This is a genomic window from Micromonospora sp. CA-259024, from assembly GCF_050936255.1.
Lineage (GTDB): Bacteria > Actinomycetota > Actinomycetes > Mycobacteriales > Micromonosporaceae > Micromonospora.
In genome coordinates, this window is the sequence record NZ_JBNJND010000002.1 from 1902334 (window position 1) to 1919925 (window position 17592).

17 protein-coding genes are annotated in these 17592 nt (G+C 73.0%); 6 read left to right on the forward strand and 11 right to left on the reverse strand.

Annotated elements, in window-relative coordinates; all coding sequences use genetic code 11:
* The first annotated feature begins 94 nt into the window (after positions 1-94).
* Both ACQEUX_RS28375 and purD read left to right on the forward strand, forming a co-directional pair.
* Positions 95-1030 carry a type IV toxin-antitoxin system AbiEi family antitoxin domain-containing protein gene (locus ACQEUX_RS28375; RefSeq protein ID WP_433054689.1) on the forward strand — a complete coding sequence of 312 codons (936 nt, stop codon included), beginning with the start codon at positions 95-97 and terminating at the stop codon, positions 1028-1030.
* An 84-nt stretch (positions 1031-1114) separates the two neighbouring features.
* Positions 1115-2365, forward strand: coding sequence for a phosphoribosylamine--glycine ligase (purD, locus tag ACQEUX_RS28380; protein ID WP_433054692.1), 1251 nt, complete (start codon positions 1115-1117; stop codon positions 2363-2365).
* A 17-nt stretch (positions 2366-2382) separates the two neighbouring features.
* On the opposite strand, the gene ACQEUX_RS28385 is transcribed toward purD, so the two are convergent.
* The 3 genes from ACQEUX_RS28385 to ACQEUX_RS28395 form a co-directional block, all read right to left on the reverse strand.
* On the reverse strand, positions 2383-3945 hold the full coding sequence (locus tag ACQEUX_RS28385; protein ID WP_433054695.1) for an AMP-binding protein: 1563 nt from the start codon (positions 3943-3945) through the stop codon (positions 2383-2385).
* Positions 3946-4165: 220 nt separating this feature from the next.
* Entirely contained in the window at positions 4166-5380 is a 1215-nt protein-coding gene (locus ACQEUX_RS28390) for an acyl-CoA dehydrogenase family protein (RefSeq protein ID WP_433054698.1), read from the reverse strand.
* Position 5381: 1 nt separating this feature from the next.
* Entirely contained in the window at positions 5382-5834 is a 453-nt protein-coding gene (locus ACQEUX_RS28395; RefSeq protein WP_433054701.1) for an SCP2 sterol-binding domain-containing protein, read from the reverse strand.
* Positions 5835-5901: 67 nt separating this feature from the next.
* Between ACQEUX_RS28395 and ACQEUX_RS28400 the strand changes: the two genes are divergently transcribed.
* Positions 5902-6540 carry a TetR/AcrR family transcriptional regulator gene (locus ACQEUX_RS28400; protein WP_433054704.1) on the forward strand — a complete coding sequence of 213 codons (639 nt, stop codon included), beginning with the start codon at positions 5902-5904 and terminating at the stop codon, positions 6538-6540.
* An 11-nt stretch (positions 6541-6551) separates the two neighbouring features.
* On the opposite strand, the gene ACQEUX_RS28405 is transcribed toward ACQEUX_RS28400, so the two are convergent.
* Positions 6552-7196, reverse strand: a complete 645-nt coding sequence (locus ACQEUX_RS28405) for a DedA family protein (protein ID WP_433054708.1) — start codon at positions 7194-7196, stop codon at positions 6552-6554.
* Between the two features lie 170 nt (positions 7197-7366).
* Here ACQEUX_RS28405 and ACQEUX_RS28410 point away from each other — a divergent pair, with 170 nt between their 5' ends.
* The gene (locus ACQEUX_RS28410) at positions 7367-8518 is read left to right on the forward strand and encodes a sensor histidine kinase (protein WP_433054711.1); all 1152 of its coding nucleotides are present in this window, start codon (positions 7367-7369) and stop codon (positions 8516-8518) included.
* Complete coding sequence (locus ACQEUX_RS28415) at positions 8515-9156, forward strand: response regulator (protein WP_433054714.1); 642 nt, start codon at positions 8515-8517, stop codon at positions 9154-9156. The genes ACQEUX_RS28410 and ACQEUX_RS28415 overlap by 4 nt, the downstream gene beginning before the upstream one ends.
* A 12-nt stretch (positions 9157-9168) precedes the next feature.
* Here ACQEUX_RS28415 and ACQEUX_RS28420 read toward each other — a convergent pair whose 3' ends face one another.
* The 7 genes from ACQEUX_RS28420 to ACQEUX_RS28450 form a co-directional block, all read right to left on the reverse strand.
* Positions 9169-9786 (reverse strand): DedA family protein, encoded by a 618-nt coding sequence (locus tag ACQEUX_RS28420; RefSeq protein ID WP_433054717.1) that lies wholly within the window; start codon positions 9784-9786, stop codon positions 9169-9171.
* 73 nt (positions 9787-9859) lie between these two features.
* Positions 9860-11122, reverse strand: a complete 1263-nt coding sequence (locus ACQEUX_RS28425) for an adenylosuccinate synthetase (protein ID WP_433054720.1) — start codon at positions 11120-11122, stop codon at positions 9860-9862.
* On the reverse strand, positions 11119-12078 hold the full coding sequence (locus tag ACQEUX_RS28430; protein WP_433054722.1) for a hypothetical protein: 960 nt from the start codon (positions 12076-12078) through the stop codon (positions 11119-11121). Before ACQEUX_RS28430 ends, ACQEUX_RS28425 begins: the two co-directional genes overlap by 4 nt.
* Positions 12079-12087: 9 nt before the next feature.
* A complete protein-coding gene (locus ACQEUX_RS28435) occupies positions 12088-13059 on the reverse strand; it encodes a serine/threonine protein kinase (protein WP_433054725.1) in 972 nt (323 codons plus the stop codon).
* The gene (locus ACQEUX_RS28440) at positions 13056-13811 is read right to left on the reverse strand and encodes an NUDIX hydrolase (protein ID WP_433054728.1); all 756 of its coding nucleotides are present in this window, start codon (positions 13809-13811) and stop codon (positions 13056-13058) included. The genes ACQEUX_RS28435 and ACQEUX_RS28440 overlap by 4 nt, the downstream gene beginning before the upstream one ends.
* A 92-nt stretch (positions 13812-13903) precedes the next feature.
* Positions 13904-14728: a MaoC/PaaZ C-terminal domain-containing protein gene (locus ACQEUX_RS28445; protein ID WP_433057195.1), complete on the reverse strand. Its 825-nt coding sequence runs from the start codon at positions 14726-14728 to the stop codon at positions 13904-13906.
* 146 nt (positions 14729-14874) lie between these two features.
* The gene (locus tag ACQEUX_RS28450) at positions 14875-16242 is read right to left on the reverse strand and encodes a 3-oxoacyl-ACP reductase (RefSeq protein ID WP_433054731.1); all 1368 of its coding nucleotides are present in this window, start codon (positions 16240-16242) and stop codon (positions 14875-14877) included.
* Positions 16243-16297: 55 nt separating this feature from the next.
* Between ACQEUX_RS28450 and ACQEUX_RS28455 the strand changes: the two genes are divergently transcribed.
* Positions 16298-17590 carry an acetyl-CoA C-acetyltransferase gene (locus ACQEUX_RS28455; RefSeq protein WP_433054734.1) on the forward strand — a complete coding sequence of 431 codons (1293 nt, stop codon included), beginning with the start codon at positions 16298-16300 and terminating at the stop codon, positions 17588-17590.
* The last annotated feature ends 2 nt before the right edge of the window (positions 17591-17592 follow it).

Below are 17592 nucleotides of genomic sequence, written 5' to 3' on the forward strand. Positions count from 1 at the left end.
TGATCGACGCGATCTAGGTGCGGGTTATCCACAGGGGCAGGGTGGTTGTCCACAGGGGGGTGCCCTGGGCTTGTTGGTCGGTCAGGGTGGCCGGGTGGACGCCTTGGAGGTTGTGCGGCGGGTCGCGGCCGAGCGGGATGGCATTGTGACGCTCGCGCAGGCGCGAGCCGCAGGCTTGAGCACGCATGAGGTGCGGCGGTTCTGCCGGGCCGGGCGCTGGCGTGTCGTGGCGCGGGGAAGCTACCTCGTCGACGCCGACCTGTACGACGACGTGCCCCGACGGGCGCAGATCAGGGCTGCGGTGGCCTCCTTTGGCCTGGCGGCCGCCGCAGTGCTCTCAACGGCCGCCGAGCTGCACGGGGTGGCCGGAATGAGGGTCACCGAGTTGATTCATCTGTCGGTGCCGGGTCCTGTAGCCAGGCCGGCTCGACTCGCTCATCCGCAGGTCGTGGTCCATCAGTTGGTGATTCCAGCTGAGCACCTCGTCCGGGTGAACGGAATCAGCGCTACTGGGCCGCTGCGGACCCTCGCAGATCTCTGTCTGTGGGCTGATCGTTTCTCGGCGGTGAGCGTGCTGGATTCGGCGGTGAATCGCCGTCTCGTGACCGCCGATGACCTGCTGACCATCCCGCGTCTCATTCGCGGGCGGCGCGGTGCGATCGCTGCTCGTGGCTACCTTGGCGAGGCGGACGGGCGGGCGCAGTCGCCGCTCGAAACGCGCGCCCGGCTCCGCTGTGTCGACGGCAGGGTTGCGCCCGACGCGTTGCAGCTCGAGGTCCGCGACGAAGACGGCTATCTGCTCGGCATCGGCGATCTTGGCTGGCGCGGTCCCCGGATCATCGCCGAGGCCGACGGTCGCGGCCCGCATGATGTTCCCGAGGCCGCCTACGCGGACCGTCGCCGGCAGAACCGCCTGGTCAATGCCGGCTGGACCGTGCTTCGCTTCACCTGGTCGGACACCCTCCGCCCGGACTACATCCCGTGGACCGTCCGCCGGGCAATCGCCGCTGCCCGGCGGCGTCGACCATGAAGTTGTTGCCAAGAAACGCCGAGGTGGTGGGCAACAACTTCATGATCAACGAGTGTGGCGGCGGGGACAGTAGGATCTGGGGTCGTGCGGGTTCTTTTGGTGGGTGGTGGGGGACGCGAGCACGCGCTTGCGCTCGGGTTGGTGGCGGATCCGGCTGTTACCGCGTTGATCGCGGCGCCGGGTAACCCCGGGATCGCGAGCCTGGCCGAGTCGCGGGCCGTCAACGGGACCGACCCGGCGGCGGTGGCGGCGCTGGCCGTGGAGACCGCGGCCGACCTGGTGGTGATCGGGCCGGAGGCGCCGTTGGTGGCCGGGGTCGCGGACGCGGTACGCGCCAAGGGCATCGCCGTCTTCGGTCCCTCCGGTGCGGCCGCCCAGCTCGAGGGTTCCAAGGCGTTCGCCAAGGACGTGATGACCGCCGCCGGCGTGCCGACCGCCCGGGCGTACGTCTGCACGGACGAGGAGAGCACTGCTCGGGCGCTGGACGAGTTCGGCGCCCCGTACGTGGTGAAGGACGACGGGCTCGCCGCCGGCAAGGGCGTGGTGGTGACCGACGACCGGTCCGCCGCGTTGGCGCATGCCAGCGAATGTGGACGGGTCGTGGTCGAGGAGTTCCTCGACGGCCCTGAGGTCAGCCTCTTCGTGGTCACCGACGGTGCGGCGGCGCTACCGCTGCTGCCGGCCCAGGACTTCAAGCGGCTCGGGGACGGCGACACCGGGCCGAACACCGGCGGCATGGGAGCGTACGCACCGCTGGCCTGGGCCCCGCCCGGCCTGGTCGACGACGTCATGCGTGACGTGGTCCATCCCACCCTGGCCGAGATGCGCCGCCGGGGCACCCCGTTCGCTGGCCTGCTCTACGTCGGGCTCGCGATCACCGCTGCCGGCCCTCGGGTGATCGAGTTCAACGCGCGCTTCGGTGACCCGGAGACCCAGGTGGTGCTCGCGTTGCTGGAGACCCCGCTGGGCGGGCTGCTGCACGCGGCGGCCACCGGCACGCTGGCCGAGCATCCGCCGCTGCGCTGGCGGGACGGAAGCGCGGTCACCGTGGTGCTCGCCGCGCAGGGCTACCCGGTCGCGCCGCGTACCGGTGACGTCATCACCGGCGCCGACCGGCCGGGCATCATCCACGCGGGCACCGTCCGCCGGGCCGGCGACGGTGCGTTGCTCTCCGCTGGCGGCCGGGTGCTCTGCGGTACGGCCACCGGCCCCGACCTGGCCTCCGCGCGGGACGCCGCGTACGCGCTGGTGGGCGGGGTGGAGTTGGCCGGCGCGCAGCATCGCACCGACATCGCCACCGCCGCGATCGAGGATCGGATCACGATCCCGGGCTGAGCCGGGCACCCGCGGGCTCAGCCGTAGTAGCGGCGCAGTTCGCGGGCGAGCACCTTGCCGGTGGCGTTACGGGGCAGGTACTTCACGAAGATCACGTCTCGGGGGACGGAGAATCGGGCCAGGTAGTGCCGGACGTACTCGCGTACCGCCTCGGGGTCGAGCGTCTCGCCCGGGTACAGGGCGAGGAACGCGGACAGACGCTGGCCGTACTCGGGGTCGGGGACGCCGATCACGGCCGCCTCGCGGACCTGGGGCAGTTGGGCGAGTAGATCCTCCACCTCGGACGGGAAGACGTTCTCGCCACCGGAGACGATCATGTCGTCGGCCCGGCCGTCGACGAAGAGCAGCCCGTCGGCGTTGAGCCGGCCGAGGTCGCCGGTGTCGAGCAGGCCGTCGTGAGCCTCCCGGCTGGCTCCCGAGGTGTAGCCCTCGAAGAGCATCTCGTTGCCGACGAAGATCCGCCCGACCCGTCCGTTCGGCACCGGCTGGCCGTCGTCGTCGAGCATCTCCAGCCGGGTGCCGTGCGGCGGTCGACCGGCCGTGGTGGGTGCCTGGCGCAGGTCCTCCGGGCCGGCGATGGAGGCCCAGGAGACCTCGGTGGAACCGTAGAGGTTGTACAGGACGTCGCCGTAGACCTCCATGAATGCGGGTGCCAGCCCGCCGGGCAGCGCCGAACCGCTGACCGCGACGACCTTGAGCGGGGGGCGCGGTTCCGGCGGGGGTACCTCCAGCAGGCGCTGCACCATGACCGGTACGGCGAACAGCGCGTCACAGCGGTTCGCCGTCAGGGCTGCGAGCGTGGCGGCCGGATCGAAGCGTCGGTGCAGCACGACGGTGGCCCGCAGTGCCAGGCAGACCTGGAGGGCGGCGAACCCCCAGGTGTGGAAGATCGGCGCGGCGATCATCACCCGGTCGCGGGCGTGTAGCGGGATGCGGTCGATGATGGACACCAGCGGGCCGAAGCCGCTCGGCGTGGGTCGACGGGCACCCTTGGGCGTACCGGTGGTGCCGGACGTGAGCACGATGATCCGGCCGTCCCGCTCCGGCGGGTGCAGGTCACCGGGCAGGGCCCCGGCCACCAGGTCCTCGCGGGCGCGTTCGTCGAGGCGGGGCAGGTCGGCGGGAAGGCCGAGGACCCGATCGGCGAACTCGTCGTCGTGCACCAGCAGCCGCAACCGCTGCTCCTCGGCCACGGTGCCCAGCTGGGCTGCGGAGAGCCCGGTGTTGACCAGCACCGCGTCGACGCCGAGAAGGGTGGCCGCGACGATCGTCTCGATCAGCCCGTGGTGGTTGCGGCAGAGCACGCCGATCCGATCGCCGGTCTGTACGCCGAGACCGGCCCGCATCGATCGGGCCATCCGTTCGGCCCGGTCGAGCAGGTCGTGGTACGTCAGCTCGACGCCGTTCTCGTCGATGACCGCCGTCCGGCCGGGGTCCCGGGCCGCTGCCTGGCGTAGCTCGCCCGCCAGGCTCCACCCCCACGTACGCAAGGCGTTGAGCTGCGAGGCGATCCGGACCGGGCTGCCGGGGGTGAGTAGCCCGCGACGGGTCAGCGTGGCGACGATGAACGGCAGGTCCATGCCGCAGACCTCCTAGGGGGTGGTGCGCGGACGGGGTGATCAGGTGCCCCGTCCATCAGGGCGTCTTTCCTTGATCATGCACTGGGCGCGGCTGGAGGCCCAGTTGGCGTCGGCGTGGAGTGACGAAGACGGCACAGATCGTGGAATCCGGGGCGGCGTGGTACGCGGATGCGGCGGCCGTCTCGGCCCGGCGCCGCCGAGGCGGTGCCGGGCCGAGGAGTCAGCGGATCTGCGTCCCGGAGATCGCCCGGGAGATGACCAGTCGTTGGATCTCGGAGGTGCCCTCGAAGATGGTGTAGATCTTGGCGTCCCGGTACCAGCGCTCGACCGGATGGTCGCGCAGGAAACCGGCTCCGCCGAGCAACTGCACCGCCTTCTCGGTGACCGACACGGCCACCTCGCCGGCCTTGAGCTTGGACATCGAGCCCTCGCCCGCCGTGAACGGGCGGTTGTTGCGGCCCATCCAGGAGGCGCGCCAGACCAGCAACCGCGCCGCGTCGATCTCCATCCGCATGTCGGCCAGCGCGAACGCGACCGCCTGGTTCTCGATGATCGGCCGTCCGAACTGGACCCGGTCCTTCGCGTAGTCCAGGGCGTACTCGTAGGCGGCCCGGGCCACGCCGAGCGCCTGCGCACCGACCGTGGGTCGGGACAGTTCGAAGGTGCGCATGGCGGCCTGTCCGGTGGCCCGCTGACCGGAGCGGGCCCGGTCGAGGCGTTCCAGCAGAGCGTCCCGCCCGCCGAGCAGGCAGCGGCCGGGCACGCGTACCCCGTCGAGGAAGACGTCGGCGGTGTGTGACGCGCGCAGGCCGAGTTTGCGCAGCTTGCGGGTGGCGGCCAGGCCGGGGGTGCCCGGCGGTACGACGAACGCCGCCTGCCCCCGGGAGCCGAGCGTGGGGTCGACCGAGGCGGTGACCACGTGCACCCCGGCGATCCCGCCGTTGGTGGCGTACGCCTTCTGCCCGGTCAGCACCCACTCGTCGGTCGCCTCGTCGTAGACGGCCCGGGTCCGCATGGCACCGACGTCCGAGCCGGCTTCCGGCTCGCTGGTGCAGAACGCGGCGACGGCCGGCGAGTCGACGTCGCCGAAGCACTGCGGCACCCACTCGACCATCTGGTCGGGGGTGCCGGCGCCGTAGATGGCGGCGACGGCGAGCGAGGTGCCGAAGATGGAGAGGCCGATGCCGGCGTCACCCCAGAAGAGTTCCTCGCTGGCGATGGGCAGGGAGAGCCCGGTCGGGTCGGCCCAGCAGGTGGCGAGGAATTCGAAGCCGTAGAGGCCGACCTTGGCGGCTTCCTGGATGACCGGCCACGGGGTGTCCTCGCGCTCGTCCCACTCGGCGGCGGCCGGGCGCACGACCTCGGCGGCGAAGCCGTGCACCCAGTCGCGTAGATCCCGCTGTTCCTCGTTCAGGTCGAGCGAGAACTCAGCCATGTCAGGCCTTGGGGATGTCGAACAGGTTGGCGATGTTGGCGGCGAGCCCGAGGTCGCCCTTCGCCTTCAGCTTGCCGGTCATGAACATCATCACCGGGTTGGCGCCACCGGAGACGATCTTCAGGAATTCGACCGGGCCCATGGTCAGGCTCAGCTTCGGGTCGTGCTGCGGGGTCTCGTTCACCACGCACGTGCCGTCGGCGACGACCACCTCGTAGGTGTCGCTGCCACCGTCGGGGCGACCGGTGATGACCCAGTGGATGACCGCGTTGGTGGAACCAGCCCGGTCGGCGCGGAACAGGGACGGCATCCGGCCGAACACCTCGCTGAGGACCTTGCCGCGCAGGTCGCCGGACATCACCTGGGCGATCTTGTCATCCGGGGTGGACTTGACCAGCTGGGCGAACTCCTTGGGGCCCACGTTGGCGAAGGTGGCCGGGTCGAAGTCAGTCATCAGGTGCGCCTTCCGGAAGATTGGCTACTCGCGCGTAACCTTACGCACGAGTAGGTATGCTCGCAAGGTGTCCAGCGTCCCCGCCTTCAAGCGCCTGCCGCGCGCCGTCCGCGAGCAGCAGATGCTCGACGCGGCCGTCAAGGTCTTCTCCCGCCGTGGCTTCCACGCCGCCAGCATGGACGAGATCGCCGAGGACGCCGGCATCTCCAAGCCCATGGTGTACGCGTACCTCGGCACCAAGGAGGAGCTCTTCGTCGCCTGCCTGCACCGGGAGGGCACCCGGATGATGCAGGCCATCGCCGGCGCCGCAGCCCCCGACCTGCCCGCCGACGAGCGGCTCTGGCGAGGGCTGCGGGCGTTCTTCGGTTTCGTGGGCGCGCACCGCGACGGCTGGGCGGTGCTCTACCGGCAGGCTCGGGGGGAGCAGCCGTTCGCCGGTGAGTTGGCCGCCATGCGGGCCCGGCTGGTCGAGGTGGTCGCCGGGATGCTCGACCACGCGCTGCGCGCCGAGGGCCGCGAGATCGCCGCCACCGACCTGGAGGTCGTCGCGTACGCGCTGGTCGGCGCGACCGAGTCGCTGGCCGACTGGCTCGCGGACCACCCGGAGGCCGACCCGGAGAAGACGGCCACCCGGATGATGAACGTCGCCTGGCTGGGTGCCGGCCAGCTCCTGCACGGCGCCACCTGGCGACCGCCGGCCGACTGACCGCCCCGACATCACCGCACCCGTGTCCGACCCACCGGCTCGGTCGTCGGAGCCGGTCGCGTGGATCGGCGACGGTTGCCGAGCCAGCGGACCACCTCGACGACCAGGGTCACCGTCAGCGCGAGCCCCAGACCGAGCAGCAGGCCACGCACCGGGTCCTGTTCGAAGGCCAGCCCGCCGACGTAGCCGACCAGCGCCGAGTAGAGCCCCCACGAGCCGGCGGCGAGCGCGTCGAAGGCCAGGAACCGCCGCCGGGGATAGTGCACCGCGCCCATGGTGAGGGTGACCGCGGTCCGGCCGCCCGGTACGTAGCGGGCCACGGTGAGGATCAGACCGCCGCGCGTCGTGATCCCCCGACGGGCCCACTCGATGGCGGTCCGGCGCCGGCCGTCGGGCGGCAGCCGGTCGAGCAGCCGGCCGCCGCCGCGCCGGCCGATGGCGTACGACACGTGGTCGCCGACCAGTGCCCCGGCGGCGGCCACCAGGATCACCGCGGGCAGGTACGGCGCGCCGGAGGCCGCGAACACCCCGGCGGTGATCACCGCTGTCTCGCTCGGCACCACCGGGAAGAAGCCGTCGAGCACCGCGATCGCGAAGATCGCCAGGTACACCCAGGGTGAAGACATCGTCTCGTGCAGCAGGTCGAGCAGATTCATGATTCCGATGCTGGTACCGGCGGCGGCTTCCGCCATCGGCCAGTGGTCAGGTGGGCGCCACTACTTAGGTAGCGACCGGCCCGGACGGCGGGTAGGGGTCTTCCCCCACCGCACCCGGGTCTGCCGGGCGGGGGCGAGCCGACCCGCCGGTGGAGCCCTACGCTCACTGCGTGGCCTCCAGCGCCGTCGTGCCCCGGCGGGTCGTCGAGCGGTACGCCCCGCTGCTGCTCGCCGTCGTGGTCGCCGCCGCCGTCTGGGCCAGCGCGACCGGCGCGATCGGGGTCCGCTCGCCGCTGCCGAGGGTCGTCGTGCTGCTCATCGCCGTGGCCTCCGGTTGCGCCGCCGGCCTGGCCTGGACCCGCCGCTGGCCGCTGTTCCTGGCCGCCGCGGTCGGCTGGTTGGTGCTCGCCGCCGCGGCACCCGGCGTGGTCGCCTCGTACCAGGCGGGCCTGCGGCTGCGTGGCCGGCGGCTCACCGGTTTCCTCGTCGGCGCCGCCCTCGTGCTGGCCGGTGGAGTGCTGGTCGGGCTGGCGGTGGGCGGTGTACGCCGGCTCACCACCGCCACCTTCGGCAACGTGCTGCTGCTCGCCGCCTGCGGCGTCGGGCTCCCGTTCGTTGTCGGCCTGTGGGTGCGGGCACGCCGGGACACGCTCGCCGCGTTGCGGGACCGGGCCGAGCAGTTGGAACGCGAGCGGGAGGCCCACGCCGACCGGGTCCGCGCCGAGGAGCGGACCCGGATCGCCCGGGAGATGCACGACGTGGTGGCGCACCGGGTCTCGCTGATGGTGGTGCATGCCGGGGCGCTGGAGGTGACCGCCCGGGACCCGGCGACCGTCGAGGCGGCCGCGCTGATCCGTACGACCGGCCGGCAGGCGCTCACCGACCTGCGCGAGGTGCTGGGCGTGCTGCGACAGGCCGGCCCGGCCGTGCTGCCGGAGCGAGGGCTCGACGCGCTGGACGAGTTGATCGGGGAGTCCCGCACCGCCGGGCTGCGGGTGTACCGGCGGGACGAGGGCGTTCCGACGGCACTACCGGCGACCGTGGAACGCACCGCCTACCGGGTGGTCCGCGAGGCGCTGACCAATGTGCGCAAGCACGCCGCCGACGCCGAGACCGCCGTCCGCCTGCGCTACTTGCCCGACGGGTTGGAGGTGGTGGTCCGTAACGGCCCGTCCGCGGGCGGACCCGTTCTGCCCGGTGCCGGGCAGGGGCTGCTCGGGCTGCGCGAGCGGGTGGAACTGCTCGGCGGCCGGCTGGAGGCGACGCCCGTGGACGACGGTTTCCTGGTCCGGGCCCTGATCCCGCTGGCGGGTGCGGCGTGATCCGGGTGGTGGTGGTCGACGACGAGCAACTGGTCCGCGCCGGGCTGCGGTTGATCCTGGAGGCGGCGGAGGACATCACGGTGGTGGGCGAGGCGGCGGACGGCGCCGGCGCGCTGGAGCAGGCCCGCCGGTTACGCCCCGACGTGGTGCTGCTCGACGTGCGGATGCCGGGGGTGGACGGGCTGACCGTCGCGCCCGAGGTGGTCGCCGCCGGGCCGAAGGTGATCATGTTGACCACCTTCGACCTCGACGAGTACGTGCACCGGGCGCTGCGGGCCGGGGCGGTCGGCTTCCTGCTCAAGGACACCCCGCCCCGCGACCTGGCCGCCGCCGTCCGGACGGTGGCCGCCGGGAACGCGATGCTCGCCCCGACGGTGACCCGACGCCTGATCAGCTCGTTCGCCGAGCGTGGCCCGGCCCGCCGGGACGCGGCTCGCCAGCGCCTCGCACCGCTCACCGCGCGGGAGCTGGAGATCGTTCGTGAGGTGGCGCGCGGGCACGGCAACGCGGAGATCGCCCGGCGGCTGACGATGAGCGAGGCCACCGTGAAGGCACACGTCAGCCGGGCGCTGGCGAAACTCCAGGCGGACAACCGGGTGCAGCTGGCGATCCTGGTGCACGACGCGGACCTGCTGTGACGGCTGCGCCGGTCAGTTGCGGGCAGCGGCGCGGCTGCGTGCGCGGCGGCGCAGCCAACGGAAGCCCTCGATGCCCAACGTGACGATCACCGAGAGGCCGATCCCGGCGAGGATGCCCTTGACGGGGTGGCGCTCGAAGGCCAGCCCGCCGAAGTAGCCGAGCAGCCCGCAGTACAGCGCCCAGGTGACCGTTGCGATCGCGTCATAGAGCAGGAACGCCCGGCGGGGATAACGGACCGCGCCCATGGTGAGGGTGACCGCGGTCCGGCCGCCGGGCACGTACCGGGAGGTGGTCAGGATCAGCCCGCCGCGCTGTTCCAACGCGCGTCGGGCCCACTCCGAGCTGGCCCGCCGGCGGCTGTCGTCGGGAAACCGGGCGAACCAGTTCGCGCCGCCGCCGCGCCCGATGGCGTACGAGACGTGGTCGCCGGCGCAGGCGCCCAGCGCGGCGGCGACGATCACCGCCACCAGGTTGGGGTTGCCGCCGATGGAGAGCACAGCGGCTGTGATGACGGCTGCCTCGCCGGGTACGGCCGGGAAGAACGCGTCGACCGCCGTGAGCCCGAAGATCAGCAGGTACACCCATGGCGAGGTGACCAGCTGTCGGAGCAGGTCGAGCGCGGAGTCCATGCCCCCATGCTTGTCGGGCGCGCCCCGCCCGGTGGCCGAGTCGCCGGATCGCCCGCGCCTTCGGTGGTGGGCGTCAGGCCGAGCGGACCAGGGCCGGTGGGGCGAGCAGCGGGCCGTGCGGGGTCTTGTCGTCGGCGGTGGGACCGTGCGAGGTCAGCACCACCGGCCTGCCCAGCTCGGCGCGTACCGCCTCCACCCAGTCGGGCGACGGGGCGTCGTACAGCGGGCGGGAGCGCAGCAGGCGGGCGGTGAGCGCGGCCTGTCGGTCCAGGTCCCCGGGCGGGCCCGGGGTGAGTCGGTCGGTGGTGTCGTAGCGGCGGCAGATTCGCAGGCCCGGGCCTGCGAGGTCGAGGTGGGTCAGCGCCAGACCGTCGACCCCGCCGGCCGCCGCGAGGGCGTACCGGTGGGCGACCGCGTCGAAGTGGCCGAACCGGAACCGGCCCTGCCACGGGTTCGTCGGGTTGTGCGGGTCGGTCAGTGGCAGGGCCGGGTCCTCGGTCACGAGCGGCCCGGGACCGTGCCGGGTGGTGACCAGCCGGAGCACCCCGATCCGGGTCGCGCCGCCGGGCAGGCCCGCCTCGGTGAGCAGGCTGTCGCTGTTGGCGAACGTGGTGGTGCTCCACGTGGTGTACGGGTGGAAGCCGTGCCACTCGTCGAGCAGCACCCCCTGAGCGCCTTCGAAGACGCAGGTCCCGGCGCGCAACGCCCCGGCGAGCCAGCTACGGTCGACGATCGCGACCCGCCCGGCGAACCCGGTGAACGCGGGCAGGCAGTCCTCGACCGGCGGGGCGTCCAGCGGGCCGAGTTCGGCGGTCAGCCGGTCCCGCAGGGTGGTCAGCCTGCGGCGCAGCAGCGCCGGGCTGCGGCAGTCGGCGACCCGGGGCGCGTCGTCGGGGTGGGCGAGACCGTACGCGACGGCCTCGCCCACCCCGAGCCCGCAGGAGCCGTGCCGGTCGGCTCCCCGGGCGATCTCCCGGGCCCGGTTGGCGGCCCGGTGGTACGGGGTGGCGAGCAGCGCCTCCCCGTCGACGGTCAGCCGGTCGAGCGCGTCGGGCACCCCGACCGTGTCGAGGTGGTCGGCCTCGGCGGCCAGCGCCAGCGGGTCCACCACCACGTGCCGGGACAGGTGCGTACGGACACCGGGATGGAACGTGCCGGCACCGAACTGCGCGAACGTGTGGTGCCGCCCGTCGCGCAGCACGACGTTGTGCGCCGCCTGCGCGCCCCCGTTGAAGCGGACCACCGTGTGCACGGGACGGGTGGCGCAGAGCCAGTCCACCACCGTGCCCTTGCCCGCGTCGCCGTAGCCGAGGTCGACCACCGCCACGTGCCTCACAGCCGGGTCACCCCACCGCCGGTGTCGCGGAAGGCGGGCAGCGTCGACACCTCGGCCTGCCGCCCCCGGGCGAGGCGGGCCAGCGCCTTGGACACGGTGCCGGTGGCGCCGGAACCGGCGTGGTCCAGGTCGCGCAGGCCCTCGTCGAGGTCGATGGCCTGCTCGCCGAGGCCGATGGTGAGCGCGATGGTCTCGCAGACCGCGTCGAGATCGTCGAGCACGACGGTGTTCTGCCCGAGCAGGTCCCGCCAGAAGTCGAGCACCATGGCGTTGCCCGCGTAGTGGCTGCCCGCGGGGAGCAGGTAGTAGGTGTCCCAGCGGCGGGTCACCTCGTCGACGACCTGCCGCAGCGGGACGTCCTCGGCCAGGTCGTCGCCGATCAGGCCGGCCACCTCCCGAGCCTTCACTCGTGGGTACGCCAGCTCGTCGCCGATGATGAACAGGTAGCCGCGCCGGCCGCGCTTCTCCCAGCTGTCGGTGACGGTGTGCCGGGCCATGAAGTACATGGCCAGCTCGTACGACTCGGTCATCTGCCCGCCACCACCGCCCTCCAGCACGATCCGGCCGAGGTCGTCGTCCATCCGGTTGTCCGACTCGAACTGGCCGACCTGTAGCGGCACCCGGTCGCAGGTGGCGTCGCCGATCGCGCCGAACATGATCTGCGGGTCGCTGGCGTAGCCCTGCCGTTGCAACAGCCCGAGCAGCTGCGGCAGCTTGGTCAGCAGGACGCGCGGCACGGTGCGCATCGAGCCGGTCACGTCGAAGAGCACCGCGATGGGCGTCGACCGGGGGTGCTCGTCGGAGTCTCGGCTCTCCCGCGTCGCGTCCCGGGGGTCGAGCGTCGGGTGCACGGTGCGCGCCCCACTGTCGCTGTAGGAGAACGCGCTGCGGCCGGTGGAGCGCCGGTAGCGGTCGGCGGCGTCGTACACGTCGGTGGACCAGATGCCACTGCCCATGACAGCTCCTTACGGGGTGAGGGTGAAGGGTCGGAAGGTGCGGGGCCCGTAGAGCCGGTCCAGCACCTGGTCGAGTTCGCGGAGCAGGCGCCAGGCGTCGTCGGGTCGGGAGCCCAGGGGCCGCTGCCGGCAGCCGTGGGCGAAGTCGAGCAGCTCGCGCGGCGCCTGGCGGTTCATCAGCGAGGTCATGCAGTTGCTGGCCATCGCGATGTCGGTGCCCGGCCCGCAGGGCAGCTTCTCGACGACCTCAGGCGGGTACCAGTCCTCCTGACCGGGCACCAGCGCCGGGATCGTGCTCCCGGCGCGGGCGGAGAAGCACCAGTCGACCAGCACCACGCCGTGGGCGTCCGGCTCGATCAGCACGTGACGCGGCAGGACCGCGCCGTGCACCACGCCCGCCCGGTGGGCCAGGCCGAGCGCCACCAGCAGCCGCCGCCACATCCAGGCCACGTCCCGGGCGTCCAGCCCGCCGGGGTACGCGCGCCGTACCTCGTCGAGGTCGTGCAGGCCGGGCGCGGTGGCGAGCACGGTGATCTGCCGTTCCGCGCCGGTCGCGGCGTCGCGGTGCCGGAATTCGTCGACCAACCGGGGTACGTACGGCAGGTAGCGCGGGTCCCCGCGCTCGGCGATGGTGCGCAGGGCGTGCGCCTCGCGGGCCATCAGGTCGTTGTCGGTGGGCCGCCGGGGAAGCTTGAGCAGCCGGTCGGCGCCGACGTCGTAGAGGTCGGCCAGGTCGCCCGAGTGGGCGGGCGCGCCGAGCCGGTAGTCGCCGAGGGCGATGCCCTGCCGGGCCCGCCACCGGCTGGTCACGTGGATGAACGCCTCGGTGGCCTCGGCGCGTACCGCCGGGGCGGCTGGCAGGCGGTCGGGGTGCAGGGCCGCGACCAGCTCGCGGTAGCGCCGGGCCGGTTGGTCCGTGCCGAACAGGTCGGCGTCGGTGCGGGCCGCAGTGACCAGGCGGACGGCCTCCGCCGTCCTCATCGCACGGTCTCCTCGCGCGCGGGCCGCAGCAGCGCCGGGTGCAGCAGCCGGGCGTCGCCGGCCCGGTAGAGCCGGGCGCGGGGGCCGCCCCGGGCGCCGCCGCGCTCGGTGCTGGCGCCGGTGCTCTCCACGAAGCCCGGCACCGAGAGCACCTTGCGGTGGAAGTTGCCGGCGTGCAGCGGGTGGCCCCAGACCGTCTCGTAGACGGCGCGCAGCTCGCTGATCGTGAACTCGGCGGTGAGGAATCGCGTGGCGAGCGGGGTGTATTCCAGCTTGGACCGGGCTCGCTCCAGCGCGTCGTCGATGATCCGGCCATGGTCGAAGGCGAGCTGCCGGCTGGTCAGCGCGGTCACCGGAAGCCAGATCGCCTCGTCGGCGTCGGTGCCGGCGGCGGGGTCCGGCAGGTCGGGGGCGAACGCGAGGTGGGCGACCGAGACGACGCGCATCCGTGGGTCGCGGTCGGGAGCCCCGTAGCTGCCCAACTGCTCCAGGTGTACGCGGCGCAGCCCTGCACCGCCGAGCCCGGTCTCCTCGGCCAGCTCCCGTCGGGCGCCGGCGGTCAGGTCCTCGTCGGGGCGGACGAAGCCGCCGGGCAGCGCCCAGTGCCGTTCGAAGGGCGGCTGGCCGCGTTGGATCAGCAGCAGGTGCAGCGCGCCGTCGCGAATGGTCAGTGCCACCACGTCGACGGTGACGGCGACCGACGGGTAGGCCTGGGGGTCGTACGCGGCCAGGAAGTCCTGCTCGTCAACCATGACTCTCTCATTCTGAGAACATCTCGTTGTGAGAACAACTTAGCGGACGAGAACGCCCCTGCCAAGCCCGAACTCGGCTCGGCAGGGGCGCGTCAGCGCACGAGACCCACCAGGTGTGGTCGACCGCGCGAGTCGTGCACGGCGAACCCGCCGTCCGGCAGGAGGGCGAAGCTCACCGTGCTCGGTAGCGGTACGGGAAGCTTGAAGTCGACCTCGACGGTGTAGGCGTCCGGCAACCGGGTCTCCAACGCGGCCAGGCAGCGCGCCTTGCTCCACATGCCGTGCGCGATCGGCCGGCGGAAGCCGAACAGCCGCGCCCCGAGCCGGGACGTGTGGATCGGGTTGTGGTCCCCGGAGACCCGCGCGTACTGCGTACCGACGCGGGGTTCCACCCGCCAGCGGGCCGTGGCGGCCGGCGCCTCGGGGCGTCCGCTCCGGTCGCGCCGCTCACCGCCGCCGGGCTTGCGTTCCCGACCGAGGTACGTCGAGACGCCGCGCCAGACCTCCTCCCCGTCAACCGAGCCGACCAGCACCACGTCCACCTGCCGCCCCCGATCGTGCGGGCGCAGGTCCTCCGCGTACGTCGTGAAGTCGAGGGTCTCGTCGGCGCTGATCGGGCGGCGCACGGTGATCCGGTTGCCGACGTGCACCACGCCGGTCAGCGGGATGGGGAACTCCGGCGCGGTCATCAGCCGCAGCGCCAGCGGGAACCCCATGACGTGCGGGAACGTCGCGGGTAGCCGGTCGGTGAGCCGGAACCCGCAGACCCGGTCGTAGTCGGCCAGGTGCGCCCGGTCGACGGTCACCCCGCCTGTGGCCAACTCGACCGCCGGCAGGCCGGGCCCACGCCGCCCGCCGCCGAGGCGGGGCAGCGCACCGAGCACCGCCCGCCGGTAGAGCGCACCGGCCGCCGGCATCCGGGGCAGTTCGACCCGGGTACGGCTGCGCGACTCCGGCAGCTGTGCCGCCGCCAGGGTCTCCGCCGACAGCCTCTCCGTCGGGCCCTCGATCAACTCGTGCAGGGAGACGTCGTCGTCGTCGCCCGGCCTCCTCCGCGCGCCCATCACGCCCCCAGCAGGCTCTGGCCGCAGACCCGGACCACGTTGCCGCTGACCGCGCCGCTGGCCGGCCAGGCCAACCAGCCGATCGTCTCGGCCACGTCCACCGGCAACCCGCCCTGGGCCAGGCTGTTCATCCGTCGGCCCGCCTCGCGGACCACCAGCGGAATGCGCGCGGTCAGCCGGGTCTCGATGAAGCCGGGGGCGACCGCGTTGACGCTGATCCCCCGGTCGCGCAGGGCCGGGGCGAGCGAGTCGACCAGCCCGATCACGCCGGCCTTGCTGGTGGCGTAGTTGGTCTGCCCCCGGTTGCCGGCGATCCCGGCGATGGAGGAGACCGCGACGATCCGCCCGCCGGTCGGGATCAGCTCCCGCTCCAGCAGCACGTCGTTGATCCGCTCCTGACTGGAGAGATTGACGTCGATCACCTGGTCCCACCGGTCGGCGTCCATCCGGCCGAGCGTCTTGTCCCGCGTGATGCCGGCGTTGTGCACCACCACGTCGACCCGGCCGTGCCGGCTGGCCAGGTGGTCGGCGAGCCGGGTCGACGCGTCCGGCGCGGTCAGGTCGAGTTGTACGGCGGTGCCGCCGATGTCGTTCGCCACCGCCGCCAGCGCGTCTCCGGCGGCCGGAATGTCCAGTGCCACCACCCGTGCGCCGTCGCGGGCGAGCACCCGGGCCAGCGCCGCACCGATGCCCCGGGCGGCGCCGGTGACCAGCACCACCTGCCCGTCCAGCGGGCGATCCCAGTCGGCCGGGGCACTCGCCTCGCCGGTACCGACACGGATGACCTGCCCCGAGACGTACGCGGATCGGCCGGACAGGAGGAAGCGGAGGGTTGATTCGAGACTCGTCCGGGTGCCGGCGGTGCTGCCGCCGCGGGTCACGGAGACGAGCTGCGCGGTGGTGCCCCGGCCGAACTCCTTGCCGATGCTGCGGACCAGCCCTTCCAGAGCCCGCTGGGCGGTCGCCTCGCGCGGCGTCGCGCACTCCTGCGGCGGGGTGCCCAGCACGATCACCCGGCCGGTGGGCAGCACGGCCCGGGCCTGCGGGTGGAAGAAGTCGTAGAGCTGGCGCAGGTCGGTCGAGTCGGTGATCCCGGTGGCGTCGAAGAGCAGTGCCCCGTACCGCTGAGGACTGTCGGCGGTCGCTGCGGCGGCCGGGTCGGCAAGCTCGACCCCGGCGGCGGTCAGAATCTTGGCGACCGGCTCGGCGAGCCGGCCGCCGGTGGCCGCGCCCAGCAGGGCCGGCCCGGGCAGCAGCGGGTCGCCGGGATGGTGTCGGCGCAGTCGCGGCGGGTCGGGCAGCCCGAGGCGCTTGACCAGCGCGCGGCCGGCGGCCGATTGGACGAAGCTCGCGTACCTGTCGGTCATGGGCGTAGCCTACTGGCGAGTAGGGTTCGAGCAACACATGTCGAGGAGGCGGATCGTGCAGAGCATCCGGCGGGTCGCGGTCATCGGGGGCAACCGCATCCCCTTCGCCCGTTCCAACTCCCGCTACGCGGACGCGTCCAACGCGGACCTGCTCGGCGCCGCGCTGGACGGACTGATCGCCCGGTACGGGCTGGCCGGGCAGCGGGTCGGCGAGGTGGTGGCAGGCGCGGTGCTCAAGCACTCCCGCGACTTCAACCTCACCCGCGAGGTGGTCCTCGGCTCCCGGCTCGACCCGCACACCCCGGCGTACGACATTCAGCAGGCCTGCGGCACCGGCCTGGAGGCGGCGATCCTGGTCGCCAACAAGATCGCCCTCGGCCAGCTCGACGTGGGCATCGCCGGCGGTGTCGACACCACGTCCGACGCGCCGCTCGCGGTCAACGAGGAGATGCGACGCACGCTGCTCAAGCTCAACTCGGCCCGCACGCTGGGCGAACGGCTCAAGGTCGCGGCGAAGCTGCGCCCGCTCCAGCCGTTCACGCCGGAGATCCCGCGCAACGCCGAGCCGCGTACCGGCCTGTCCATGGGTGACCACGCCGCCCGCACCGCGCTGCGCTGGCAGATCGACAGGCGATCCCAGGACGAGCTGGCGCTGCGCTCACACCAGCGGCTGGCCGCCGCGTACGACCGGGGCTTCTTCGACGATCTGATGACGCCGTACCTGGGGCTGACCCGGGACCAGAACCTGCGCCCGGACACCAGCCTGGAGAAGCTCGGCTCGCTCAAGCCGGTCTTCGGCACCCGTGGCCCGGACGCCGAGCAGGCCACGATGACCGCCGGCAACTCGTCGCCGCTCACCGACGGCGCGTCGACCGTGCTGCTGGCCAGCGAGGAGTGGGCGAGCGCCCACCACCTGCCGGTGCTGGCCTGGTTCAGCTGGTCGGAGACGGCGGCGGTGGACTTCGTGCACGGCGACGAGGGTCTGTTGATGGCCCCCACGTACGCGGTGCCCCGGATGCTGGCCCGGGCCGGGCTCACGTTGCAGGACTTCGACTACTACGAGATCCACGAGGCGTTCGCGTCGCAGGTGCTGGCCACCCTCGCCGCCTGGGAGTCGCCGGAGTTCTGCAAGGACCGGCTCGGTCTGGACACGCCGCTGGGTGCGATCGACCGGGACCGGCTCAACGTCAACGGATCGTCGCTGGCCGCCGGGCACCCGTTCGCCGCCACCGGCGGGCGGATCGTGGCGACCCTGGCCAAGCTGCTGGCCGAGCGGGGCAGCGGGCGCGGGCTGATCTCGATCTGCGCGGCCGGTGGGCAGGGCGTGACGGCCGTCCTGGAGCGCTGAGC